Source organism: Novosphingobium mangrovisedimenti (assembly GCF_025153475.1).
Lineage (GTDB): Bacteria > Pseudomonadota > Alphaproteobacteria > Sphingomonadales > Sphingomonadaceae > Novosphingobium > Novosphingobium mangrovi_A.
Map to the genome: position 1 here is coordinate 163,652 of NZ_JANZXA010000001.1, position 22,604 is coordinate 186,255.

26 protein-coding genes and 1 pseudogene are annotated in these 22,604 nt (G+C 64.9%); 15 read left to right on the forward strand and 12 right to left on the reverse strand.

From position 1 onward, the window contains the following. Window positions 1-7: 7 nt before the first annotated feature. From NZK81_RS00860 to NZK81_RS00890, 7 genes are all read left to right on the forward strand, one after another. Window positions 8-238: a formate dehydrogenase subunit delta gene (locus NZK81_RS00860; RefSeq protein WP_260043158.1), complete on the forward strand. Its 231-nt coding sequence runs from the start codon at window positions 8-10 to the stop codon at window positions 236-238. Between the two features lie 65 nt (window positions 239-303). Next, window positions 304-1,116, forward strand: coding sequence for a bifunctional DNA-formamidopyrimidine glycosylase/DNA-(apurinic or apyrimidinic site) lyase (mutM, locus tag NZK81_RS00865; protein ID WP_260043159.1), 813 nt, complete (start codon window positions 304-306; stop codon window positions 1,114-1,116). 133 nt (window positions 1,117-1,249) lie between these two features. Continuing rightward, on the forward strand, window positions 1,250-1,510 hold the full coding sequence (rpsT, locus tag NZK81_RS00870) for a 30S ribosomal protein S20 (RefSeq protein ID WP_260043160.1): 261 nt from the start codon (window positions 1,250-1,252) through the stop codon (window positions 1,508-1,510). 533 nt (window positions 1,511-2,043) lie between these two features. Continuing rightward, window positions 2,044-3,477 carry a chromosomal replication initiator protein DnaA gene (dnaA, locus tag NZK81_RS00875; protein WP_260043161.1) on the forward strand — a complete coding sequence of 478 codons (1,434 nt, stop codon included), beginning with the start codon at window positions 2,044-2,046 and terminating at the stop codon, window positions 3,475-3,477. Window positions 3,478-3,854: 377 nt separating this feature from the next. After that, window positions 3,855-4,643, forward strand: coding sequence for a GGDEF domain-containing protein (locus NZK81_RS00880; RefSeq protein ID WP_260043162.1), 789 nt, complete (start codon window positions 3,855-3,857; stop codon window positions 4,641-4,643). 100 nt (window positions 4,644-4,743) lie between these two features. After that, complete coding sequence (locus NZK81_RS00885) at window positions 4,744-5,142, forward strand: DUF983 domain-containing protein (protein WP_260043163.1); 399 nt, start codon at window positions 4,744-4,746, stop codon at window positions 5,140-5,142. 13 nt (window positions 5,143-5,155) lie between these two features. Beyond that, window positions 5,156-5,926 carry a HesA/MoeB/ThiF family protein gene (locus NZK81_RS00890; RefSeq protein ID WP_260043164.1) on the forward strand — a complete coding sequence of 257 codons (771 nt, stop codon included), beginning with the start codon at window positions 5,156-5,158 and terminating at the stop codon, window positions 5,924-5,926. Window positions 5,927-5,967: 41 nt separating this feature from the next. Here the strand turns inward: NZK81_RS00890 and NZK81_RS00895 are convergent, their stop codons facing one another. Both NZK81_RS00895 and NZK81_RS00900 read right to left on the reverse strand, forming a co-directional pair. Further along, entirely contained in the window at window positions 5,968-6,675 is a 708-nt protein-coding gene (locus tag NZK81_RS00895) for an NAD-dependent deacylase (RefSeq protein ID WP_260043165.1), read from the reverse strand. 440 nt (window positions 6,676-7,115) lie between these two features. Continuing rightward, a pseudogene (locus NZK81_RS00900) lies at window positions 7,116-7,226 on the reverse strand (Sir2 family NAD-dependent protein deacetylase); the annotation flags it as partial. A 109-nt stretch (window positions 7,227-7,335) separates the two neighbouring features. On the opposite strand from NZK81_RS00900, the gene dapB reads away from it, so the two are divergent. From dapB to NZK81_RS00920, 4 genes are all read left to right on the forward strand, one after another. Further along, the gene (gene dapB, locus NZK81_RS00905) at window positions 7,336-8,064 is read left to right on the forward strand and encodes a 4-hydroxy-tetrahydrodipicolinate reductase (RefSeq protein ID WP_260043166.1); all 729 of its coding nucleotides are present in this window, start codon (window positions 7,336-7,338) and stop codon (window positions 8,062-8,064) included. Then, window positions 8,065-8,847 carry an ion transporter gene (locus NZK81_RS00910; protein WP_260043167.1) on the forward strand — a complete coding sequence of 261 codons (783 nt, stop codon included), beginning with the start codon at window positions 8,065-8,067 and terminating at the stop codon, window positions 8,845-8,847. After that, the gene (nth, locus tag NZK81_RS00915) at window positions 8,844-9,515 is read left to right on the forward strand and encodes an endonuclease III (protein WP_260043169.1); all 672 of its coding nucleotides are present in this window, start codon (window positions 8,844-8,846) and stop codon (window positions 9,513-9,515) included. The genes NZK81_RS00910 and nth overlap by 4 nt, the downstream gene beginning before the upstream one ends. A gap of 108 nt (window positions 9,516-9,623) precedes the next feature. Next, window positions 9,624-10,016: a hypothetical protein gene (locus tag NZK81_RS00920; protein WP_260043170.1), complete on the forward strand. Its 393-nt coding sequence runs from the start codon at window positions 9,624-9,626 to the stop codon at window positions 10,014-10,016. Window positions 10,017-10,054: 38 nt separating this feature from the next. Here NZK81_RS00920 and NZK81_RS00925 read toward each other — a convergent pair whose 3' ends face one another. Both NZK81_RS00925 and dapE read right to left on the reverse strand, forming a co-directional pair. Further along, complete coding sequence (locus NZK81_RS00925; RefSeq protein WP_260043171.1) at window positions 10,055-11,293, reverse strand: dicarboxylate/amino acid:cation symporter; 1,239 nt, start codon at window positions 11,291-11,293, stop codon at window positions 10,055-10,057. Between the two features lie 213 nt (window positions 11,294-11,506). Next, a complete protein-coding gene (gene dapE, locus NZK81_RS00930; protein ID WP_260043172.1) occupies window positions 11,507-12,655 on the reverse strand; it encodes a succinyl-diaminopimelate desuccinylase in 1,149 nt (382 codons plus the stop codon). 55 nt (window positions 12,656-12,710) lie between these two features. On the opposite strand from dapE, the gene NZK81_RS00935 reads away from it, so the two are divergent. After that, entirely contained in the window at window positions 12,711-13,175 is a 465-nt protein-coding gene (locus NZK81_RS00935; RefSeq protein ID WP_260043173.1) for a cupin domain-containing protein, read from the forward strand. A 191-nt stretch (window positions 13,176-13,366) separates the two neighbouring features. Then, a complete protein-coding gene (locus NZK81_RS00940) occupies window positions 13,367-14,389 on the forward strand; it encodes a methyl-accepting chemotaxis protein (protein ID WP_260043175.1) in 1,023 nt (340 codons plus the stop codon). 20 nt (window positions 14,390-14,409) lie between these two features. On the opposite strand, the gene NZK81_RS00945 is transcribed toward NZK81_RS00940, so the two are convergent. Together NZK81_RS00945 and NZK81_RS00950 are read right to left on the reverse strand one after the other, a co-directional pair. Further along, window positions 14,410-15,252, reverse strand: coding sequence for a S1/P1 nuclease (locus NZK81_RS00945; protein WP_260043176.1), 843 nt, complete (start codon window positions 15,250-15,252; stop codon window positions 14,410-14,412). Beyond that, window positions 15,252-15,920, reverse strand: coding sequence for a glutathione S-transferase family protein (locus tag NZK81_RS00950; protein WP_260043178.1), 669 nt, complete (start codon window positions 15,918-15,920; stop codon window positions 15,252-15,254). Before NZK81_RS00950 ends, NZK81_RS00945 begins: the two co-directional genes overlap by 1 nt. A 116-nt stretch (window positions 15,921-16,036) precedes the next feature. Between NZK81_RS00950 and NZK81_RS00955 the strand changes: the two genes are divergently transcribed. Next, a complete protein-coding gene (locus NZK81_RS00955; protein WP_260043180.1) occupies window positions 16,037-16,459 on the forward strand; it encodes a DUF2141 domain-containing protein in 423 nt (140 codons plus the stop codon). A gap of 48 nt (window positions 16,460-16,507) precedes the next feature. Here the strand turns inward: NZK81_RS00955 and yihA are convergent, their stop codons facing one another. The 6 genes from yihA to NZK81_RS00985 form a co-directional block, all read right to left on the reverse strand. Next, window positions 16,508-17,164, reverse strand: coding sequence for a ribosome biogenesis GTP-binding protein YihA/YsxC (gene yihA / locus NZK81_RS00960; RefSeq protein WP_260043182.1), 657 nt, complete (start codon window positions 17,162-17,164; stop codon window positions 16,508-16,510). A gap of 1 nt (window position 17,165) precedes the next feature. After that, window positions 17,166-18,935, reverse strand: coding sequence for a membrane protein insertase YidC (gene yidC / locus NZK81_RS00965; RefSeq protein ID WP_260043183.1), 1,770 nt, complete (start codon window positions 18,933-18,935; stop codon window positions 17,166-17,168). 71 nt (window positions 18,936-19,006) lie between these two features. After that, window positions 19,007-19,252, reverse strand: coding sequence for a membrane protein insertion efficiency factor YidD (gene yidD, locus NZK81_RS00970; protein ID WP_419181631.1), 246 nt, complete (start codon window positions 19,250-19,252; stop codon window positions 19,007-19,009). Continuing rightward, entirely contained in the window at window positions 19,249-19,632 is a 384-nt protein-coding gene (gene rnpA / locus NZK81_RS00975) for a ribonuclease P protein component (protein WP_260043185.1), read from the reverse strand. Before rnpA ends, yidD begins: the two co-directional genes overlap by 4 nt. Window positions 19,633-19,828: 196 nt before the next feature. Further along, window positions 19,829-19,963, reverse strand: a complete 135-nt coding sequence (rpmH, locus tag NZK81_RS00980; RefSeq protein WP_039388288.1) for a 50S ribosomal protein L34 — start codon at window positions 19,961-19,963, stop codon at window positions 19,829-19,831. A gap of 69 nt (window positions 19,964-20,032) precedes the next feature. Then, on the reverse strand, window positions 20,033-20,797 hold the full coding sequence (locus NZK81_RS00985; RefSeq protein ID WP_260043190.1) for an alpha/beta hydrolase: 765 nt from the start codon (window positions 20,795-20,797) through the stop codon (window positions 20,033-20,035). Between the two features lie 152 nt (window positions 20,798-20,949). Between NZK81_RS00985 and NZK81_RS00990 the strand changes: the two genes are divergently transcribed. After that, window positions 20,950-22,458 carry a YifB family Mg chelatase-like AAA ATPase gene (locus NZK81_RS00990; RefSeq protein ID WP_260043191.1) on the forward strand — a complete coding sequence of 503 codons (1,509 nt, stop codon included), beginning with the start codon at window positions 20,950-20,952 and terminating at the stop codon, window positions 22,456-22,458. The last annotated feature ends 146 nt before the right edge of the window (window positions 22,459-22,604 follow it).

Consider the following 22,604-nt stretch of genomic DNA (forward strand, 5'->3'; position numbering starts at 1 on the left):
CAGAGCCATGATGAGCACCGACGAGCGCCTTGCCTACATGGCCGACCAGATTCTGCGCAATTTCGCCTCCAGGGGGCAGGAAGCCGCCATCGCGGCTACTCTGGACCATATCGGCCAGTTCTGGGACCCCGGCATGAAATCGCGCGCAGCAGCCATGCCCGATGCGCCCGGCGTCGTTCTGTCGGATGGCGTGCGCGCCACGTTCATGCGGCTGCGCGACAGCCAGCCGGCAAGCTGATCGCGCTCCCGTAACCCACCGTGGGCGATGACAGGCGCCGCCGATGGCGCTAACGCAAGCATCAAATGCCCGAGCTTCCAGAAGTCGAAACCACCGTACGCGGCCTCGCCCGCTTTCTCGACGGCGAGCGAATCGCGCACGTGCAGGTCAACCGGCCGGACTTGCGCCGCCCCTTCCCGCCCGATCTCGTCCAGACGCTTACCGGCGCACGGGTCACGTCGATGGGTCGCCGTGCCAAGTACGGCCTGATCCATACCGACCGCGAGCGCACCATGGTCTTCCACCTCGGCATGTCAGGGCGGTGGCGGATCGAGCCCGAGCAGCCCGAAAAGCACGATCACCTCGTGCTGGAAACCGAATCGGGGCACGTCCTGGCGCTCAACGACGCACGGCGGTTCGGATCGGTCGATCTGGTGGCCACCGCGGACCTCGATACCTGGGCCCCCTTCGCCGGCCTCGGCCCCGAACCGCTCGGTCCCGGACTGACCCCGCAGCACCTCAGGCGCGCGTTCAGGGACCGCACGGCACCGATCAAGCAACTGCTGCTCGATCAGGCTATCGTGGCGGGACTCGGCAACATCTACGTGTGCGAGGCGCTGTTTCGCTCCGGCATCCGACCCGACAAGGCGGCCGGACGCGTCTCGCTGCCCTCGCTGGGCCGGCTGGTGCCCGCGATTCAGGACGTCCTTGCCGAATCGATCGCGGCAGGCGGCTCGACCATCCGCGACTATGCGCAGCCTTCAGGCGAGCTGGGATACTTCGCGGCCTCCTGGCAGGTCTATGGGCGCGAGGGGCAGGCCTGCGCCTGTGGCGCCCCGATACTGCGCTTCGTGCAAGGCGGGCGCAGCACGTTCTGGTGCCGTAAATGCCAGAAATAGGCGGGTTAGCGCGCCTTCTCCGGCTTGACGGAAGCCGGCACCACCGCTAAGGGGCGCGCTTTCCGGCGAGTCCGCTCGCCATACGCAGATTCGTTAGGTAGGGGCCGTACGTCGGCCAGACAGAGGAAATTCGATGGCCAATACGCCGCAAGCCCGCAAGCGCATCCGTCGCAACGAGCGCCGCGCCCTGATCAATACCAACCGCATGAGCCGCATCCGTACTTTCGTGAAGAAGGTGGAAGCAGCGATTGCCGGCGGCGACAAGGCTGCCGCTACCGAAGCGCTCAAGGCTGCCCAGCCCGAGCTGGCGCGCGGCGTCGCGCGCGGCGTGCTTCACAAGAATACGGCCGCGCGCAAGATGTCGCGCCTGACCAAGCGCGTCGGAGCGCTCTGACGCGAGAGCCGATTCGGTCTTTCAAGGCAGGCATTAGACGTCTGCCTTGGCACGAAACAGGAACGGAGCCAGAGATAAAATCTCTGGCTCCGTTTCATTTTCTGCTGCGCTGCAACGGATGAAAACCTAAACCCCCGAAAACACGCGATTCGCTTGCGCTGCATCGCGTAACGCACTGATTTAAATTAAAAATATGCCTTTCATGACGGAAATTGGGCACTCCCGCCCCTGTCAACCGGCATTATTTTTTATATTTCCCCGCACCCGTATTGCGCGCTGGCCAAACCCCTCCTTAAAAGGGTTTCCGGCCGTTGCGGAACTGGCCGGGGATAAATCGAAAGCAGGCAGATCAGGAGCCGCAAACAGGCGTTTGCGGCTGAGGGGCCTTTTTTGCCGGTGTCTCGATGGATGGTCGGTTCCGTTGCGGACATATCGGGGTCACGCGAACACGGGGAGTTGAGCGGGTGTCAGGTTCTTCATCGGGTGCGGGCGGCAACCAATCACACAGAAAAGCGAAGGCGGTAAAAGTTGCGATGGAAGAGGATCAGGAAGCCGTGAATCTGGCGGCCGACTGGGCAGACATCAGCCAAGGCCTGCGCAAGGATCTGGGGTATCAGGTTCACAGCCAGTGGATCAAACCGATCCAGCCGGGCACCTACTGCGCGGAGACCGGTACTCTCGATCTCTATCTCCCCACCGAATTCTCCGCGAACTGGGTCACGGACCGGTTTGCCGATCGCCTTTCGCTGGCATGGAAGATCGCGCGCCCTGACGTGCGTCATGTACGCATCCTCGTGCATCCTGGCCGCCGCCAGCTGCCCGAACTGCGTCTGGGCAGCGGCGGACGGCCGAGCAGCGCGCCAGCCAACGATTCGGCGCACGGTTCGGCCGATGCACTTTCGGCCGCGCTAACCGGCGAATCGTTCGCCTCGCTCGGACAGGGCCCGGCGGGCATCGATGCCTCGCAGACTTTCGCGACTTTCGTGACGGGCACGGCGAACGTGCTGGCATTCAATGCCGCCCAACGCATGTCGGCGAACGAGAAGCCGCAGTTCTCGCCGCTCTACCTCAAAGCCGCGACCGGCCAAGGCAAGACGCACCTGCTGCACGCGATTGGCCATGCCTATCTGGCCAGCCACCCGCATGCGCGGATCTTCTACTGCTCGGCCGAGCGCTTCATGGTCGAGTTCGTCCAGGCGCTGCGCCAGAACCAGATGATCGAATTCAAGGCGCGCCTACGCGGCTTCGACCTGCTGCTGGTGGACGACATCCAGTTCATCATCGGCAAGGCTTCGGCGCAGGAAGAGCTGCTCTACACGATCGATGCCCTGCTCGCCGAGGGCAAGCGGCTGGTCTTCGCCGCCGACCGTGCCCCGCAGGCGCTCGACGGCGTCGAACCGCGCCTGCTCTCGCGCCTGTCGATGGGCCTTGTCGCGGACATCCAGCCCGCCGACATCGAACTGCGCCGCTCGATCCTCGAGAACCGCCTGCAGCGCTTCGCCTCGATCGAAGTGCCCGCCGACGTCATCGAGTTCCTCGCGCGCACCATCAATCGCAACGTGCGCGAACTGGTGGGCGGTCTCAACAAGCTGATCGCCTATGCCCAGCTGACCGGCCAGCAGGTCTCCCTGCAGCTTGCCGAAGAGCAGCTCACCGATATCCTCTCGGCCAACCGCCGCCGCATCACGATCGACGAGATCCAGCGCACGGTCTGCCAGTTCTACCGGATCGACCGGACCGAGATGAGCTCCAAGCGCCGCGCCCGCGCCGTGGTACGCCCGCGCCAGGTGGCGATGTACCTCGCCAAGGTGCTGACGCCGCGCTCCTACCCGGAGATCGGTCGCAAGTTCGGCGGACGCGATCACTCGACGGTGATCCACGCGGTTCGCCTGATCGAGGAGCTGCGCACCCGCGATGCCGACATGGACGGTGACGTCCGCTCGCTGCTGCGCCAACTCGAGAGCTGACAGCCCTCCCGGACCGCCCCCGGGACACTCCAGGCTTTCACCGAAGCCTGCAGATCGAAAGGCCTGCGAAGCGGCATCCGCTCTCGCAGGCCTTTTCACGTGGGCTCGTGCGAACGGAATATCCGGCACCTTAGGTTAACGACGGCTGTCAGCGCGGTGTTTACCCGAAGGCGGAAATGCAAACGATATTCCCCAGAAATCCAGGATTTCCGCGGTCATAACTTAACACTTTGCTAAGCGCCGCCCCTTAGCTTCATGGTGAAGGTCCCACGGCTGAAACGTGGCGACCAGATCACTGGAAGAGGCACCCCCCCATGCGCTTCTACAGGGCGACAGCCTTTTTGTTCCCACATCACTTCGAACGCAGAGTCCTGCTGTTGTGTCTCTGTGCCATTCTCGTACCGCTGGTCGCGTGCCTCACGCTGCAGGCGACGACCGGCGAATGGCATGCCCCGACGCTTGCGGCGCTGCTGGGCGGCACGCTGCTCGGCGCCGTGTTCGGGCTCGCGACGATCCATGCCCTGCTCAGGCCGATCGCCCGTGCCGCAGACATGCTCGGCGCCGTCCAGAACGGGGAGCCCGTTGCGCGCATCCCCGTCGCCGGAGATGACCTCGTCGGCCGCCTGCTGCGCGGGGTGACAACGGCCGCGAACGAATCCGCCTTGCGGATCGAGGCGCTGATAGAGACCGCCGAACGCGATCCGCTGACCGGCGTGCGCAACCGCAATGGCTTTCTGGATTCGGCAAAAGGCCTCCTGCGCGACGAAGGCACTGCGGTGCTGGCCCTTGTCGAGATCGACCATTTCGCGCTGATCACCGAACGGTTCGGCGAATCGGCGAGCGAAAACCTGGTCAAGGCAATCGCCCGTCGGCTCGAGGCCGGGCTGCGCCGCACCGACATCGTGGGCCGCTGGGACAGCATCCAGTTCTCGGTCCTGCTGCCGCAGACCCTGCTCGACGAAGCTCGCCAGATCATGGAACGCCTGCGGGCATCCGTGGCGCTCGACGAGAGCCTGAGCGGACAGGGCTGGCCGGTGACCTTCTCCTGTGGCCTTGCACCGGTTCGCGCGTTTTCGGAGTTCCACGATTCCCTGCGCCAGGCAGATGCCATGCTGGACGAAGCCAGGAACAGCGGCCGCAACAAGGTTCTCGCCCTGACGCACTGACGTTTCACCCTCGATGCCTGGCGAGCCTCTTCCGGCACGTTGCGCATCGCGGGGCTTTTGCGGCTTCACCCACCGGCGTCCATGCTGTACGCGGACGGACATGATTCCCGCCACATTTGCTCAAGCCGCCTTGCGCGGCATCCGCGGCAAGTGCCCGCGCTGCGGCGAAGGTCGCCTGTTCGGCAAGTGGCTCAAGCCGCTTGAGCATTGTCCGGTCTGCACCCTGGACCTTACCCCGCAGCGGGCGGATGATTTTCCCGCCTACATCGCGATCCTCGTCACCGGCCACCTGATGGCACCACTGATCATCATGCTCAGCCTCGATTTCGAGCTGGAGCCGCTGGCCATGGTCCTGATCCTGGTACCGCTGGCCCTCGTCATGATGCTGGGAATGCTGCAGCCGGCCAAGGGCGCGGTCATCGCGGCGCAGTGGTGGTTCGGGCTGCACGGCTTCGTGAAGGAGCGCCTGCCCGAGGACAACGCCTCGGATTCGATGTGAAGCGCATCGCGCAATGAGCATTTCTCCCGACCGGCTCAATCGTTTCGCACGCCATATCGTCCTGCCCGAAGTGGGCGGAGCGGGTCAGGTGGCGCTGGCTGAATCGCATGTCGTGCTTGTCGGCTGCGGCGGGATTGGCAGTCCTGCACTGCAATATCTCGCCGCAGCCGGCATAGGGCGCCTGACTCTGGTCGATGATGACGTCGTCGACGTCAGCAACCTCCAGCGCCAGACGATTTACACGCCGTCTGATGTCGGCAAGCCCAAGGCGGAAACGGCAGCCGAATGGGTGCGGCGTTTTGATCTTGGCCTCGAGGTCAATGCAAACGTCACGCGGGTGGGGGGTGACAACGCTGCCCAGATCCTCTCCGGCGCGAGTCTCGTATTGGACGGGTGTGACAACTTCGCGACTCGGCTGACCGTGTCAGATTCCTGTGTAAAACTGGGAATTCCGCTGACCAGCGCCGCGATCGGCCGCTTTCAGGGGCAGGTCGCCAACTTCGCGGGACACCTGCCCGACCAGCCCTGCTACCGTTGTTTCGTGGGCGATGCCTTCGACGCCGAGGATTGCGACACCTGCGCCGCCGACGGCGTGCTCGGCGCCATGGTCGGCATGGTCGGCACTTTCGCGGTCATGCATGCGATTCGCGTTCTGCTCGCCGGGCACGCAGCCTTCGGCGATCCCCAGTTCGGCACGCTGCACCTGATCGATGGCATGGCCCCCTCGATGCGCCCGCTGCGAGTCGCCAAGGACCCGGCCTGCAAGGGGTGCGGCAGCACCTGACGCGAGGGACCTGTCCCACCGCGCCTTTTGCCTGGAACTTCTCAGGTACGTCCGGCCAGCATCGTCTCCACCCACGCCGGCACCAGTTCGGTGGCCGGACCATGGCGGGCCTCTTCGAACCACAGGCTCCCCTGCGAAGGTTCGAGATTGAGTTCGAGCGTGGCCGCGCCAAGATCGCGTGCATTGCGCACGAAACCGGCCGCCGGATAGACCGCGCCGGACGTGCCGATCGAGACGAACAGGTTTGCCTCCCGCAGCGCCGAGAAGATCTCCTCCATGTGATAGGGGACCTCGCCGAACCAGACGACATCGGGCCGCAGAGCCGTGTCGCCGCATGCCGGGCACGCCGGACGGTCGATCAGCGGCCCAGTCCATGGCGAACGAACATCGCAGCTGGTGCACCAGGCATTGAGGTGCTCGCCATGCATGTGCAGCACGCGCTTCGCCCCGGCCCGCTCGTGCAGGTCGTCCACGTTCTGGGTCACGATGAGGAGATTCCCCGGCCATTCCCGGTCCAGCCGCGCCAATGCATGATGCGCCGCATTCGGCTCCTTGGTCTGGATCGCTTCGCGCCGCATGTCGTAGAAGCGCAGGACCAGATCCGGATCGCGCGTGAAGGCCTCGGGCGTGGCCACGTCTTCCACGGCTTGACCCTCCCAAAGCCCGCCCGCACCGCGAAAAGTGTCGATCCCGCTTTCAGCGGAAACGCCTGCGCCTGTGAGGATCAAAATGTTTCTGATCGTTGTCATGGGGTGCGAGTATGGCTGATGTGCATCACATGGCCAATGATGGAGCGTGGCTACGGCAGCAATATGGCGATCTGTGTAAATTGCCCGAATGCCGTGAAGCGTTGGAAAGTAGACGGTGCCACTCTACCGCGAAGTGCGGCTCGCGAAACGGTATAGTAAAAAGATTATCGAGACGGTAGCCGCGATCCCAATGCAATCGGACGACAGCTTTGCGATCCCAAATCCCTGAGAAACTTCTGAAACTCCGAAACCTGTGACGGCGGCGAAGATTGGGAAAGTCCAAGTCGGGATGAACTGCAGCAGACGCGTCATCAAACCATCATGTCCTAGCTCCGCGGTGTCCGCAATGGGGTGCTTGCAGAACGGCAGCTTTGACAGAAAATACCTGCATTGCAGCCTGTCATTCTGATCAACCTTCAGGGTACAACTCTATACTGGGTGTCCACGCGGTGCTGCTCCCACAGGCCGCCCGCGTCGCGGAAGGTGTCGATGCCGCTTTCGGCGCTTACGCCCGCGCCGGTGAGGATCACGATGTTGGAGATTCGGCTCATGATCCGACAATACCGTCGGCGCTGAACTTGTCGAAGCGCGTTGTTTGGGCCATGCGGTCGACGAAACGACATCACATTGAACAGGCTCGGGCCGAGCGGGGAACTGATAGTGAGCAGAATCGGAATCATCGGCAGCAACGGACGCATGGGCCGGGCAATCGCGGAGGCCGTCGAAGCAGCGGGCGAGGAACTGGCCGGCGGCATCGACAAGGATGGCGACGTCGCGGCGCTGGCAGCACAAGCCGATGTCCTGATCGACTTCTCCAGCCCGGCGGCGCTGGAAGGCAATCTGGATGCCGCGGTGGCGACAGGCCTGCCGATCGTCATCGGCACCACCGGCCTCGAGGAACGCCACCACTGGCTGATCGACAAGGCCGCCGAGACGATCCCCGTCCTGCAGACCGGCAACACCTCCCTGGGCGTCACCCTGCTCGCGCACCTCGTGCGCGAGGCGGCCGGCCGGCTTGGCGAGGACTGGGACATCGAGATCGTCGAAACCCACCACCGCATGAAAGTGGATGCCCCTTCCGGCACGGCGCTGCTGCTGGGCGAAGCGGCCGCCGATGGACGGGGCGTCGATCTTGCCGACAATTCCGTGCGCGGCCGCGATGGCATCACCGGCAAGCGCGAGACCGGCACGATCGGGTTCGCCGCGCTGCGCGGCGGCACCGTTGCCGGCGACCACACCATCCATTTCCTGGCCGACAACGAACGCCTGTCCCTGTCGCACATGGCCGAAAACCGGGGAATCTTCGCCAGGGGCGCGCTCAGGGCAGCACAGTGGCTGCGGGACAAGCCCGCCGGCCGCTACACCATGCCCCAGGTGCTGGGGCTCTGAATGGTGGCTTTGCGCAAGCAAGTCTATCAACAACTCTTCGCGCGGGCGGACGCGACCCACGGCCTGACCCTGTTTAACAAGGCCATCATCATCGTCATCCTCGCCGCGGTCGGGGTGACGATCATTGCCACCGAACCCGCCATGTTCCAGCCGCACCGCGAATTCTTCATCGGGCTGGAAATGCTGTTCGGCGTGATCTTCGGCGTGGAATACCTCGGGCGCGTGTGGAGCATCGTGGAGGAAGCGGACGGACAGCCCGCCTGGAAAGTCCGCCTCCATTTCGTGTTCACGCCACTGGCGCTGATCGACCTTGTCGTCGTGGTTGCCTCGCTTATGCCGTTCTTCTTCAGCGACGTCGCCCTGCTGCGCGTCGTCCGGCTCATCAGGCTCGCCGCCCTCGCCAAGTTCGGACGCTTCTCCACGGCCTTGCGTGAACTGGTCCGGGCGCTGCTCGCACGACGCTACGAACTGCTGGTGACGATGGCACTGGCGGCCTGCCTGCTGCTGTTCGGCGCCAGCTCGCTCTATTGGGCCGAGCGCCACGTCCAGCCCGAGGCCTTCGGCTCGATCCCGCGCGCGCTGTGGTGGGCGATCATCACGCTAACCACTGTCGGCTACGGCGACGTCTCGCCGATCACACCGCTGGGCAAGCTCCTCGCATCGGTCGTGGCGCTGGGCGGCATAGGCCTTGTCGCCATGCCTACCGGCATCATGGCCTCAGCCTTCAGCGACGCCATGCAGCGGCAACGCGACGCCGCGAACAAGGACGGTCCGGACGCATGAAAAAAGATCAGATCTTCGAGTTCTTCCGCCGCCTTGCCGAACTGAACCCCTCGCCCGAGACGGAGCTCGAATTCGGCAACACCTACCAACTTCTGGTGGCCGTGGTGCTGTCCGCGCAGGCGACCGACGTCGGCGTGAACAAGGCCACGCGCGCGCTGTTTCGCGAGGTGAAGACTCCCCGGCAGATGCTGGACCTCGGCGAGGAAGGGCTGAAGACGCACATAAAGACGATCGGCCTGTTCAATTCCAAGGCGAAGAACGTCATCGCCCTGTCCGAAATTCTCGTGCGCGACTACGGCGGAGAAGTGCCCGCCGATCGCGACGCGCTGGTCGAGCTTCCGGGGGTCGGGCGCAAGACCGCCAACGTGGTGATGAACTGTGCCTTCGGGGCCGAGACTTTTGCGGTCGATACCCATATCTTCCGCGTCGGCAACCGTACTGGCCTTGCCAAGGGCAAGACGCCGCTGGCGGTCGAGAAGCAGCTCGAAAAGAAAGTCCCGGCGCCGTTTCGCGTCGGCGCGCACCACTGGCTGATCCTGCACGGGCGTTACATCTGCAAGGCGCGAACGCCGGAATGCTGGCGCTGCCCGGTCGTTGACTTGTGCGGCTACAAGCCCAAGATCATGGAAAAAGGGACCGGGAAAGCAAAATCCGGGACCAAGGCCTGAAACCCGGATCTGAGGCTAAAGCCCGAGGTCTCCGTCTTTAAGAAGATGGCAACAAGGGGACGAGCGTGCATCTCGTCCCGGATGGGCCGGACAGAGGAGAAGGTTACCATGAAAACTGCTTATTTGCCGTTGGTCCTGACGTCGCTCGCGCTTGCCGCCTGTTCGCAAGGCGAACCGCGCAAGGCGCCGCCGGTTACGCCCGCAGCCGAAGCCATCGGCCCCGCGCGGGATTGCCTTCCCATCACGCAGTTTTCGAACACCCGCATTCGCGACGACTGGACGATCGACTTCATCGGCGGCGCCGGCAGCAAGGTCTGGCGCGTCACACTGCCCAATCGCTGCAACGGCCTGAAGTCTGCCGACAGCTTCACATACGAGACCTCGCTGTCGCAGCTATGCAAGCACGACATCATCTATCCGCTGCTGCAGTACGGCGGCAGGCCGCAGCGCGGCGCGGGCTGCGGCATGGGGCCCTTCGTGCCGGTCAAGCTCAAGCGCTGACGACGGCACGCCCCTAGCCAGACCGACCGGCGCCGACGCTAGATGTCGTCGGCGCTGATCATTTCCTCGCGGTCGATCTCGTTGGTCATGACCGCGACCGTGGTTGCCACCGCCGCGTCGCCGCTGACGTTGGTGACGGTACGCATCATGTCCATGATCCGGTCGACGCCGGCGACGAACGCGATCGTCTCCAGCGGCACGCCGACTGCACCGAAGACGAGCGCCATCATGATCAGGCCCGCGCCGGGAATGCCCGCCGCGCCGACCGCCCCGAGGGTCGAGAGAATCGAGATCAGGAAGTAGTCGCCCCAGGACAGATGCACGCCGAAGACCTGGGCGCCGAACAGCGTGGCCAGGCCCAGGTACATGGCCGTGCCGTTCATGTTGATCGTCGCGCCCAGCGAAACCACGAAGCTGGCCACCGAATTGCTGACGCCCAGGTTGCGTTCGGTACAACGCATCGTCACCGGCAGCGTGGCGTTCGACGAAGCCGTCGAATAGCTCACCGCCATGGCATCGATGATACCGCGGAAGAAATCGTGCACCGGCAGCTTGGCCAGGAAATGGATCATCGCCGAGTACAACACGAAGATGATCAGCAGGCAGCCCACGTAGTTGAGCACGACGAGCTTGGCGAGCGCGATCAGGGCGTCCTGCCCGAGCGTTCCGGCGACCCAGGCCATGAGCGCGAAGACGCCGAACGGGGTCAGCTCCATCACGATCATCGTCACCTTCTGCATGACGACTGAGCCGCTATCGAAGACCTTTGCCGCAGGCTCGCCCTCCTTGCCGGCCATCAGGATGCCGATGCCCATCAGCATGGCGAAGACGATCAGCGGCAGCACCTGCGCATCGGCCATGACCTTCACCGGGCTTTCCGGCACCATCGACAGGATCATGTCGACCGCCGTGGTCCTGTTCGGCTCGGGCGTGATGCCGAGTTCGATCGCACTGGCATCGATGCCCTGCCCCGGCTTGAAGAAGGAGCCCAGCGCCAGCCCCAGCCAGACCGCGATCTGGCCGGTCACCACGAACAGCAGCATCGCGCGGCCACCGACCGCACCCAGCTTGCGCAAATCCCCGATCGCCGCGACGCCGGAAACCAGCGAGAAGAAGATCAGCGGGACCACCAGCATCTTCACCGACTTGATGAAGAAGTCGCCGATCCACTTGATCGATTCCGCGTCGGGTCCCCAAAACAGGCCTGTCAGCGTGCCCAGCACAAGGGCTCCGATCACACGCTGCCAGAGAGGAATGGTGAACCAGAAACGAACCATCGACTACCCCTTCAAAACGGCAGCAGGGCAAATTGCCCCCTACACGGCATCAGCGTCATGCTTGAGGTAGAGCACCCGGCCCTGGGTCATGACCGCTACGAAACCGGCCATGACCGCGGCCCTCGGCCGACGGCCGTGCACCCCAGCAGGAAAATTACACTCAAAACTAACACCCGGACCTGTCGGGTCAATGTCACGGCGGGCCGGAAATTGTCAGAAAACTGAAAGAGCTGCTTCCGTGATGCGCCGATAAATACGTGAAAGTGCGGCCAAATCGTCCATCGCCACGGCCTCGTCCCGCTTGTGCATGGTGGCATTGCACAGGCCGAATTCGATCACCGGGCACAGATCCTTGAGGAACCGCGCGTCCGAGGTACCACCGCTGGTCGACAGTTCAGGTTCGACTCCGGTCTCGGTCCTAATCGCCTCTGCCAGCAAGGTGGAGAACATGCCGGGCGCGGTAAGGAAGGATTCGCCGGAAATCACCGACCTTGCCGTGCCGCCGTGCTTTTCGGCGATCTCCGTGACGCGCGCGCCCAGTTCGGTTCCGGTATGCAGATCATTGAAGCGGATCGAGATGCGCGCGCTCGCCCTGGCCGGAATCACGTTGTGCGCCGGATTGCCGACTGTGAGATCGGTGATCTCGAGATTGCTGGGCTGGAACCAGTCGGTCCCCTCATCCAGCACCAGCGCATCGAGTTCGGCCAGCATGGCGACCAGCCTGGTGATGGGGTTGTCCGCAAGATGCGGATAGGCGACATGGCCCTGCACGCCCTCGACATCGAGGAAGATGTTCACCGAGCCGCGGCGGCCGATCTTCATCATGTCACCCAGACGGTTCACCGAGGTCGGCTCGCCGACAAGGCACAGGTCGGGAATCTCGCCGCGTTCGCGCATGAGGTCGATCAGTGCGCGCGTGCCATAGACAGCCGGGCCTTCCTCGTCGCCGGTGATGATGAAGCTCAGCGTGCCCGCCTCGGCGGGGATGTCGCGCACGGCGGCGACCATCGCCGCGATCGAGCCCTTCATGTCCACCGCGCCGCGTCCGTAGAGCAGCTCTCCGCGCCGCTCGGGCAGGAACGGCGCGGTGGTCCAGCCCTCGCCCGGCGGCACAACGTCGAGGTGCCCGGCAAAGGCGAAGTGCCGCGATCCTTCGGGGCCCCGGCGAATGGCGAAGAGGTTCTCGACCGGCCCGTCCGGCGCCTCGCCGGCAACGAAGCGCACAACCTCGAAGCCGAACGGCGCAAGCTGCTGCTCCAGGCAATCGAACACCATGCCCGTGGCCGGCGTGACGCTGGGACAGGCGATCAGGGCTTCGGCAAGATCGGTGACGCTTGAAGTGGAAGGCACAGTCTGGGACATAGTGCGCCCATCGCACAAGCCCGCCGCGAAGACCATAGGGAGGAGAACGCCCGCCATGCCCAAGCTCGACATCGAAACGATCCCCCAGTCCAACAAGACCGGCTATCCGGCCCCCTTCGATGCGGCGGTCGCGGGCCGCTGGTGGCGCCGTCTTGCCCCGGTGGGAGGGTTGACGGAGATGGGGGCAAGCCATGTCGTGCTTCAGCCCGGCGCCTGGTCCAGCCAGCGCCACTGGCACAACGACGAGGACGAACTGCTGGTCATGCTGACCGGCGAAGCGGTGCTGGTCGAAGACGACGGCCGTACCGTGCTGAGGCCCGGCGACGTCTGCGCCTGGCCCAAGGGTGCAACCAACGGCCACCACCTGATCAACGAAAGCGATGCGCCCTGCAGCTTCATCGCCATCAGCGCCGGCAACCGGAGCGGGACGGGCGCCTATTCGGACATCGACATGAAGTTCGACGCCGCCGGATACTACCGCAAGGACGGTACGCCCTATCCGACGGAACGGATGAAGTAAGAAGGCCCGGCCAGACCGTCGATTACTACGTACAACTTCTGATCGACCGATGTAACCGCGATCAACCCCGATCCGGTATCCCGTAAATCACAAGACAAGCCGCAAACGCGGCACCGGGGTGAAATTTCTACTCCAGAAACGAGGATGACCTGCAGGCATGGGCACTGCCAACATGTCGGAGTAGGAGTTGCATGCAAGATCAGATCATCGACCTCGCGCTCGAACTGACAAAGGTCACCAAGGCGAAAATCGCCGATCTCGACCAGATCATGTTGCGCACCCAGATCCTGTCGATGAACGCTCGCCTCGAAGCCGCCCGCGCCGGTGAGGCCGGCAAGAGCTTCACGATCGTCGCGCAGGAAATGGGCTCTGTCTCGCAGGAGGTCACCGCCCTCTCCGCGTCGCTGAACGCCGCGATCACGGAGAATGCCGCGCGCATCCAGAACGCGGGCAACGACATGTCGATCACCTTCAGGGGCAGCCGCTACGCGGACCTCGCCCGCAACGCCGTCGAGATCATGGACCGCAACCTCTACGAGCGCTCCTGCGACGTGCGCTGGTGGGCGACCGACAGTGCCGTGGTGGACGCGGTGCAAAGCCCCGGTGCGGATGCCGCCGCGCACGCCACGTCCCGCCTCGCCACGATCCTGCGGTCCTATACCGTGTACCTCGATCTGTGGATCGCCGACCGCTCGGGCCGGGTCATCGCCAACGGCCGCCCCGAGCGTTACCGCGACGTGGTGGGCGCAGATGTCTCGCGCGAGGACTGGTTCCGCCGCGGCCTCCAGACCGCCGATGGCGACAGCTTCGTCGTGTGCGATGTGGAAACCGCGCCACGCCTGGGCGGCGCCCAGGTCGCGACTTATGCAACGGCCATTCGCGCAGGCGGCGCGACGCGGGGAGAGGCGGCCGGCGTCCTCGGGATATTCTTCGACTGGGAACCCCAGGCCAGGGCCATCGTCGACGGCATTTCGCTATCTCGGGAGGAACGCGCCTGCAGCAAGGTCATGCTGCTGGATTCACGCTTCCGCGTGATCGCCTCAAACGAGCCGCAGGCTTTCGGGCAGCCCTACGCCCTCGATCCCCGCGATGAATGGGGCCATACAGTGCGCAACGACAAGATCGTCGCTTATGGACTGACGCCGGGCTACGAGACCTATCGCGGGCTGGGCTGGTTCGGGTGCATCGAAAGCCCGGCACACCTGGCCAGCTGAAACGGGCTGCGCGGCGCGGGTCAGTCGAGCGCCGCGTCCAGCATCTTCGCGAGACGGATCCCCGCGCGCTCGATGCGCTCGTCGACGATGGGGATTGCCTTCTCGATCGCCGCATCAGTCCAGACGACATGCCCGGCTTCCGGACCGTCGCATGGAAGCTTGCCGAAGGCCGCCGGGTAGAGGAAGTCGCGCGAGACCTGCCAGGACTCTCTGGCCCAGTCGGTCACCGAGCCGGTGGCAAGGCGTGCCTTTTCCCCGGCGCTGTAACGGCGCACCAGCGGCGGGCTGGCCGATGAAATGGCCCGCTCCGCTTCGGGGCCGTCCCAAATCCGGTGAAGATTGAGGTCCGGCGCAATGCCATAGTCGGCCTTGACCCGGTTGCCCCCCAGATCACCGTTCTCGCCCACGTGCAGCGGCTGGTGAAGATCGCCGACGAGATGCGTGACGAACATCAGCGACCTGAGACGCTGCTCGGCCGAGAGCCGGCGATCGGCCAGCAGGCGTTCGTGACGGTCGATCTGCGCCGAGACACAATTGCCGTAGAGGCAGTTGGCCTTGATGTCGAAAGGCTTGCAGATCGAGATGTTCTGGTAGTGCCAGGGGAAAGTGTAGCCCCAGCGCCAGCTCTCGCGCCGCACGCAGTCGGGCCAGACGGAAGCGTCCTCCAGGCTCTGCACCGGGCATTCGGGCGTTACCAGTTCGGGTGCGGCGTGCAGCAGCTTGCGGATTTCGGCACGCGTGCGCGGCGTGACGTTCTCCATCGCGATCGCGGCAATCGTGCGGTGCCCATAGTCACCCCAGGCAAGCGCGGGCGAGGCGACGAAAGCAACAATCGCCGCCAGCAGACATGCAAACACGCGCATCAGTCGGCCACCGGCATTTCGTATTGCTCGATCACCCATTCCTCCGCTTCCGCGGCGGCAATCCACTGCTGCATCCACTCGTGCTCCCAGACGGCCTCCATGTAGGCCTGGGCAAAGCCGGGCACGCCGATGCCATAAGTCAGGAAGCGGCTCACGACCGGGGCGTAGATGATGTCCGCGGCGCTGAAAGTGCCGAACAGGAACGGCCCGCCCTTGCCGAAACGGGCCCGCGCCTCGGCCCACAGCGTGAGGATGCGCACGATATCGGCGCGCACGTCCTCGTCGATCTGCACGTTCTCGACCCGCGCCCGGATGTTCATCGGGCACGAGCGGCGCAGCGGCAGGTAGCTCGAATGCATCTCGGCCACCATCGAGCGCGCCATGGCGCGGGCATCGTCGGCCTTGGGCCAGAACCGGTCGCGCCCGACCTTGTCGGCAAGGTATTCGATGATCGCGAGGCTGTCCCACACCACCGCCTCGCCGTCCCACAGGATCGGCACCTTGCCGTGGCTGGGGGCAAGATCGTCGGAGCTTTGCTTGATGTGCGCCCAGTCCTCACCGAACAGCGGGACGGTGAGTTCGTCGAAATGCAGGCCGGATTGCTTGGCCGCAAGCCAGCCGCGCAGCGACCAACTGGAATAGTTCTTGTTGCCGATGATGAGCTTCACGGGCGATGGTCCCTCTGGCTTGAAGGGTGGACCTAGAGACTGAAACGCGGCCTGTCGAGTTGGAAGGATGCGCTTGCCCGATGGACTTGCGATCCATGAAGGCTCATAATTGAGCCATGCAAAGACTCGCGCTGCTTCTGGCCCTTCCCTTCCTGATCGGCGCCGGCCCGGCCGGCGCGCCGGTGGAAGTGGCCGTTACCGGCATCGCGACCGCCAGGGGCCGCGTCCACGTCGACATCTGCCCCGAGTCCCGCTTCACGCGAAAGGACTGCCCCTGGTCCGCCGAGGCCCCTGCCCGCGCAGGAACGACGACCGTCACCGTGCCCGGGGTGCCGCCCGGCCGCTATGCCGCGCAAGCCTATTGGGATGCCAACGACAATGGCAAGGCAGACCGCAACTTCATCGGCATGCCGCTCGAACCCGTGGGATTTTCCAACGACGTGCGGGTGAAATTGTCCCGGCCCAAATTCGCGGCAGCCGCCTTCGAGCATGGCAATGCGAAAACGCCGATCACGTTCGCGGTTCACAAGATTCCCTGATCCGCGCCCGGAAACGCCTTCCCGGCGCGCCAGCCGCCGTGCAGCCCGTCAGAGTTCGGCGTCACCCAGAACGGCCGCGCGCAATTCCTCTATGCCCATGCCCTTTTCCGAACTCGTGACATGGACCTCGGGAAATGCCGCCGGATGCTTGCGCGCCTCGGCCACCGTTGCCGCATGCACCTTTTCCAGCTCGCTCGCCTTGATCTTGTCCGCCTTGGTCAGGACGATGCGATAGCCCACCGCCGCCTCGTCGAGCATCTTCATCATCTCGGCATCGACGGGCTTCACCCCGTGACGGCTGTCCACCAGCAGCAACGTGCGCTTGAGCACCACCCGTCCGCGCAGGAAATCGCGCACCAGCCGCCGCCATTTCTCGACGACCGCCGGAGGCGCCTTCGCGAAACCGTAGCCGGGCATGTCGACGAGGCGGAACTGCAGGGGTTCACCCACGTCGAAGAAGTTGAGCTCCTGCGTGCGCCCCGGCGTCACCGAGGTGCGTGCAATCGCCTTCCGGCCGGTCAGCGCATTGAGCAACGAGGACTTGCCCACGTTGGAACGCCCGCAGAAGGCGATCTCCGGCACTTCGGGCTCGGGCAGGAACTTGAGCGCGGGCGCGCTCTTCAGGAACGTGACCGGCCCCGAGAACAGCTTGCGCGCGCGCTCGAGCAGTTCGCTGGCGCCCAGATCCTCCGGTGTATCGTCCACTTCAGGCCTTGCTGTTCTCGCGCTCACGCGCGCGCTGCTTGTCCTGTGCTTCCTTCTCGGCCTGCACCTTGAGCTGCGGATGGCGGCTGTAGAGGTACTTCTGCTGGGCGATGGTGAGCAGGTTGGACGTAATCCAGTAGACCAGCAGGCCCGAGGCGAAAGGCGCCATGATGAACATCATGAACCAGGGCATGATCGAGAAGATCTGCTGCTGGGTCGGGTCCATCTGCGCGGGGTTGAGCTTGAACTGGAAGAACATCGTCACACCCAGCAGCAGCGCCAGCAGGCCGATCGCAAGGAAGCCCGGCGGATCGAACGGCAGCAGCCCGAACAGGTTCAGGATGTGCAGCGGATCGGGCGCGGAAAGGTCCTTGATCCACAGCACGAAGGGCTGGTGGCGCATCTCGATCGCCAGCATCAGCGTCTTGTAGAGCGCGAAGAACACCGGGATCTGGAGGAACATCGGGAGGCAGCCCGCGAGCGGGTTCACGCCTTCCTTCTTGTACAGCTCCATGACCTCCTGCTGCTGCTTCTGCTTGTCGTCCTTGTAGCGGTCCTGGATCGCCTTCATCTTCGGCTGGATCGCACGCATCGCGGCCATCGAGGCGAACTGGCGCTGGGCGATCGGGAACATGATCCCGCGCACGATCACCGTCAGCAGGATGATCGCGACGCCGAAGTTGCCAGTGTACTTGAACAGCGAGGTGAGCAGCCAGAAGATCGGCTTCTCGAACCAGCGGAACCAGCCCCAGTCGATGGCGAGGCCGAAGTTGGCAATGCCCTGCTGCTCGTAGGCGTCGAGCACGGTGTGCTCCTTGGCGCCGGCGAAGAGCTTGGTTTCGCGCGTCAGCGTCTTGCCGGGCTGGACGATCTCCTGGTCGTAGACGAGATCGGCGCGGAAGATGTTGTCGCCAAGCGAGCGGAACGTGCCCTGCGCCCGGGCGCCCACGGGCGCCAGCGTCGACATCCAGTAGACGTCGGTGAAGCCGATCCAGTCGGCATTGCCGCTTTCCTTGATGGTCCGTGCATCGGCGACGTCGCTGTAGTTGGTGCCGAAGGTCACCGAACCGTCGAACGCGCCGATCGGGCCGGAATGGACGTTCCAGGTATCGAGGCTGGCGGTCTGGTCGGTGCGGTTGACCAGGCCAAAGGGCTGCACGGTAACGGGCGCCGAACCCTTGTTCGCAACGCTCTGGTCGACGGTGATCATATAGTCATCGTCGATCTTGAAGGTGATCGCGTAAGTCTGGCCCTTGCCGTTATCCCAAGTCAGCGTCACCGGGCTGGACGGCGTGAGCTTCGAACCGGCAGGTGCGCTCCAGACCGTGCCGGCCCGGGGCGTATCGGCCCCTTCGCCGACCCAGCCGAACTGCGCGAACTGCTGCGCGGGCGTGCCGGTCGGCGAATAGAAACGGACCGGCCCGGAATCCTTCTTGACCGTTTCCTTGTGCCTGTTGAGCACCAGATCGTCGATCAGCGCGCCGGTCAGGTTGATCGAGCCGGACAGCCCCGGCGCCGCAACCGGCACGCGGCCGCCAGTGGTCAGCGCGGTCTTGAGGTCCTGCTTTTCCAGCGCCACTTCGGCGGCATCGCGCAGCCCGCCCTCACGGGTCGGCTTGATCTTGGCGGCAGCCTGATCGGCAGCCTGGGTCTGTTCGACCACCGGCGGCTTGTTCGCATGCGGATAGAAGTACCCGACGCCTGCTTCCCATCCGAAAAGGACAAGAGCGGTCAGCACGACCGCCAGGATGATGTTGCGCTGATTATCCACGAAGGCTTTTCCTGTCGTATTCCCGTCAGCCGCGGCACCAGTGGCCGGCCGCTTCTCGTCGATCGTTATGTTCAGTCCGGTACGGGGTCATGACCGTGCCCGCCCCAAGGTTGGCAGCGCAATAGACGCCATATCGCCAGGCATCCACCCTTAATCGCACCATGCTTCCTGACCGCTTCGATCGCGTATTGCGAGCAGGACGGGGTATAACGGCAGGTAGGCGGCATCAGGCGCGAAGGGCCGAGTTGCCACGCCCGCGCGATGCCGATCAGCAGCAGGCCGGGCAGCGAAACGATGAAGGCCAGTACGCGTTTCACTTGCGCTTCCTTCTGGACGGGCCCTTCCGCCGCGCGGGGTCCCCCTTGCCCGCGCGGGCATGGCCGAGCGCGGCGACCAGTTCCTCGCGAAGCAGGCCGAAATCGCGCTCCACGCCGTTCTCGCGCCCGATCAGCACGTGATCGGTATCGGCGAGCCCATGCCCCGGAAGCACGTCGCGCAGCAATGCGCGGAAGCGGCGCTTCATGCGGTTGCGCACTACGGCGTTGCCGATCTTCTTGGTTACGGTGATCCCGACGCGCTGTCCCTGTCCGCCATTGGCGTTGGCCAGCAGCACGAAGCCGGGCCGTGCGACTCGCAGGCCGCGATTGGCGGCGAGAAAATCGGACCGGCGCGTCAGGATCGCATAGGGAACCGTCATGAGCGAAGGTCTACCGCCAACGGGATGCCGGGGGAACCGGCAACACCGATTCGCAGGCCCGGCACCGCGCAAGTCCTCCGGCTACCGCAAACGGCGGCGGCCCGCGCCGCTACCCCAGCTCCCCGCGACATAGCGCTGTGGGAGTTCGGATAGCCGCGCGGGCCGATGCCGCGTCCAGCCGTGAGGCTGGAAAAGATTACGCCGAGAGCTTCTTGCGGCCGCGGGCGCGGCGAGCGCGAAGCACCTTGCGGCCGCCAACGGTGGCCGTGCGGGCGCGGAAGCCGTGACGGCGGGCGCGAACAAGACGGCTGGGCTGGAAAGTGCGCTTCATGTCGGTCCTCGAAAATTCCATTGGCCCCGAAGGACCCGAACAAAAAGGCCGCCCGCTACGGACGACCGATTACAGACGCGCGCCGTTACTGGAGCGGGGAGCCAGAGTCAAGGACGTGGCGCCCTGAAATCCCGCGTCCGCGGCCGGATCGCGGTCCAGATTGACCCACAACCCCATGACTCCCGTGCCGAACCATTTCGCCGATTCGAAGGGAACCGAGTTGGTCATGTCGTAGAACGCCTGCGCCTCGAGCGGGCTCATCCCCATCTGGCGGTAGTAATCGATGTAGCGCCGGTTCTCCGGAGCGCTCGCAGCATAGTCGTCGGGCTCGAGCCCGGTGTCGTCGATCCACGAATGCACCGCGAACTCGGCGCCGGGATCGGCGAAGCGGCGCGCGCCCGCCAGGAACAGCTCGACGCCGCCCGAGCGTACCGAACCGCCATCGGGGACATGTGTCGCGATGCCCTTCTCGCGGATCATCCGGCCAAGCCTCAGGTTGGCGAGATCATCCTCGGTGCCGGGGCAATCGATCATTTCGATCTCGGCAATGCCCGGATAATCGCGGAGCATCGCGGCGAACTGGGCGGGACTGGCACTGTCGGTCACGTCGACCAGCGCGGCACGCGCGCCGTCCAGCACCCGAAACGGGCCATAGACGGCAACTCCGGCCGGAAGCGGCGTGACAGACGCCCACTGCGTAGGCAGGTTGCGCTCGCCACCGTCGACGAATTGATCGGCATCCAATTCGACGTCCTCGTAGCTTATGGTCTGGGCCGACAGGGGGGACGCGGCAAACAGACCGAGCAGACCAAGGAGTACGGCGGACGAGCGCATGCCCGCAGGATGCGATCCGGCGCCTTACCCAAGTGATGAGGAACGCGGTTAAAACGCTGTAAGGGATGAATTACCTGCCTGCTTTTACAATGCATTCCTGTAGTAAATATTCTCCTAAACGCAGTAATTCTCGCAAATAAGGGGGCAATTAGGTGGTCGCGCTGGTTTCGACCGTGGCCTATCTCGGGCTTGAGGCCCGGGCCGTCGAAGTACAATGCCAGATCGCCCCCGGCCTGCCGGCCTTCGCGCTCGTCGGCTTGCCCGACAAGGCGGTGAGCGAGAGTCGCCAGCGGGTATCGGCCGCGCTCACAGCGATGGGGCTGGCATTGCCGCCCAAGCGCATTACCGTGAACCTCTCGCCGGCGGACCTGCCCAAGGACGGATCGCACTACGACCTGCCGATCGCGCTGGCACTGCTGAGCGCGATGGGGATCGTCGATGTCGAGCAGATGGCCGATTTCGTGGCCGTAGGCGAACTCGCGCTCGACGGGCGGGTGATCCCGTCACCCGGCGTGCTGCTCGCCGCGCTCCATGCAAGCGCGGCGGACAAGGGCCTGATCTGCCCCGCAGCGCAGGGTAGCGAGGCCGGCTGGGCCAGTAACGTGCCGATTGTCGCGACACCCAACCTCATCAGCCTGCTCAACCATCTCAAGGGGACGCAGGTCCTGCGGCCCCCCGCACCCGGCCACGTCGATCCGCCCTCGCGCGGGCCGGACCTGAAGCAGGTGAAGGGGCAGGAGACCGCCCGGCGCGCGCTGGAGATCGCGGCTGCCGGCGCGCACAACCTGCTGATGATCGGCCCGCCGGGCGCCGGCAAGTCGCTGCTGGCCTCGTGCCTGCCCGGCGTGCTGCCCGACCTGACCCCGGCCGAGGCGCTGGAAGTCTCGATGGTGGCCTCGGTCGCGGGCACGCTGGAGGACGGCCGCATCAGCCGTGCCCGCCCCTACCGCGCGCCGCACCATTCGGCCTCCATCGCCGCGCTGACCGGCGGCGGCCTGAAAGTGCGACCCGGCGAAGTCTCGATGGCGCACCTGGGCGTGCTGTTCCTCGACGAGCTGCCCGAGTTCCAGCGCCAGACACTGGACTCGCTGCGCCAGCCGCTGGAAACGGGCGAAGTCACCGTCGCGCGCGCCAATGCCCACGTCACCTATCCGGCGCGCGTCCAGCTTGTCGCCGCCATGAACCCCTGCCGCTGCGGCCATCTGGGCGATCCTGCTCTGGCCTGCTCGCGCGCACCGAAATGCGCGGCCGACTACCAGAGCAAGGTCTCCGGCCCGCTGCTCGACCGGATCGACCTGCACGTCGAAGTCGACCCCGTACGCGCCGCCGACCTTGCCCTGCCGCCCCCGGCGGAGGGCAGCGCGGAAGTCGCCGCCCGGGTGGCCCACGCCCGGCAGATCCAGACCGCGCGGCTGGACGGCACGGGCAAGCGCACCAATGCCGACCTCGACGGCGACTTGCTGGAACTGCACGCCACCCCCGAAGAGGCCGGCCGCAAGCTCCTCATGCAGGCGGCCGAGGCCATGCGCCTCTCGGCCCGTGGCTACACCCGCATCCTGCGCGTGGCCCGCACCATTGCCGACCTTGCCGGCGCGAAGGACATAGGCCGCATCCACGTGGCCGAAGCGCTCAGCTATCGCAGGCAGCCCCCGCGCGCGTGAACTTCGAACTTCACCCACAGCGGCCATGGCGAATTTCATAAAGTCGCATGTTTACAACATGTTGGTTCATTCAGAATTTCACACGCGACCAGAACGCAAACCGACGGTTCAAAGAGCAGGGCAAACGGAAGCCGCACGCAGGGTGA

Bases quoted from the DNA above. Each gene is read 5' to 3' on its own strand.
- NZK81_RS00860 (WP_260043158.1), top strand. From the start codon at position 8: ATGATGAGCACCGACGAGCGCCTTGCCTACATGGCCGACCAGATTCTG.
- mutM (WP_260043159.1), top strand. From the start codon at position 304: ATGCCCGAGCTTCCAGAAGTCGAAACCACCGTACGCGGCCTCGCCCGC.
- rpsT (WP_260043160.1), top strand. From the start codon at position 1,250: ATGGCCAATACGCCGCAAGCCCGCAAGCGCATCCGTCGCAACGAGCGC.
- dnaA (WP_260043161.1), top strand. From the start codon at position 2,044: ATGGAAGAGGATCAGGAAGCCGTGAATCTGGCGGCCGACTGGGCAGAC.
- NZK81_RS00885 (WP_260043163.1), top strand. From the start codon at position 4,744: ATGATTCCCGCCACATTTGCTCAAGCCGCCTTGCGCGGCATCCGCGGC.
- NZK81_RS00890 (WP_260043164.1), top strand. From the start codon at position 5,156: ATGAGCATTTCTCCCGACCGGCTCAATCGTTTCGCACGCCATATCGTC.
- NZK81_RS00895 (WP_260043165.1), bottom strand. From the start codon at position 6,675: ATGACAACGATCAGAAACATTTTGATCCTCACAGGCGCAGGCGTTTCC.
- NZK81_RS00910 (WP_260043167.1), top strand. From the start codon at position 8,065: ATGGTGGCTTTGCGCAAGCAAGTCTATCAACAACTCTTCGCGCGGGCG.
- nth (WP_260043169.1), top strand. From the start codon at position 8,844: ATGAAAAAAGATCAGATCTTCGAGTTCTTCCGCCGCCTTGCCGAACTG.
- NZK81_RS00920 (WP_260043170.1), top strand. From the start codon at position 9,624: ATGAAAACTGCTTATTTGCCGTTGGTCCTGACGTCGCTCGCGCTTGCC.
- NZK81_RS00925 (WP_260043171.1), bottom strand. From the start codon at position 11,293: ATGGTTCGTTTCTGGTTCACCATTCCTCTCTGGCAGCGTGTGATCGGA.
- dapE (WP_260043172.1), bottom strand. From the start codon at position 12,655: ATGTCCCAGACTGTGCCTTCCACTTCAAGCGTCACCGATCTTGCCGAA.
- NZK81_RS00935 (WP_260043173.1), top strand. From the start codon at position 12,711: ATGCCCAAGCTCGACATCGAAACGATCCCCCAGTCCAACAAGACCGGC.
- NZK81_RS00940 (WP_260043175.1), top strand. From the start codon at position 13,367: ATGCAAGATCAGATCATCGACCTCGCGCTCGAACTGACAAAGGTCACC.
- NZK81_RS00945 (WP_260043176.1), bottom strand. From the start codon at position 15,252: ATGCGCGTGTTTGCATGTCTGCTGGCGGCGATTGTTGCTTTCGTCGCC.
- NZK81_RS00955 (WP_260043180.1), top strand. From the start codon at position 16,037: ATGCAAAGACTCGCGCTGCTTCTGGCCCTTCCCTTCCTGATCGGCGCC.
- rnpA (WP_260043185.1), bottom strand. From the start codon at position 19,632: ATGACGGTTCCCTATGCGATCCTGACGCGCCGGTCCGATTTTCTCGCC.
- rpmH (WP_039388288.1), bottom strand. From the start codon at position 19,963: ATGAAGCGCACTTTCCAGCCCAGCCGTCTTGTTCGCGCCCGCCGTCAC.
- NZK81_RS00985 (WP_260043190.1), bottom strand. From the start codon at position 20,797: ATGCGCTCGTCCGCCGTACTCCTTGGTCTGCTCGGTCTGTTTGCCGCG.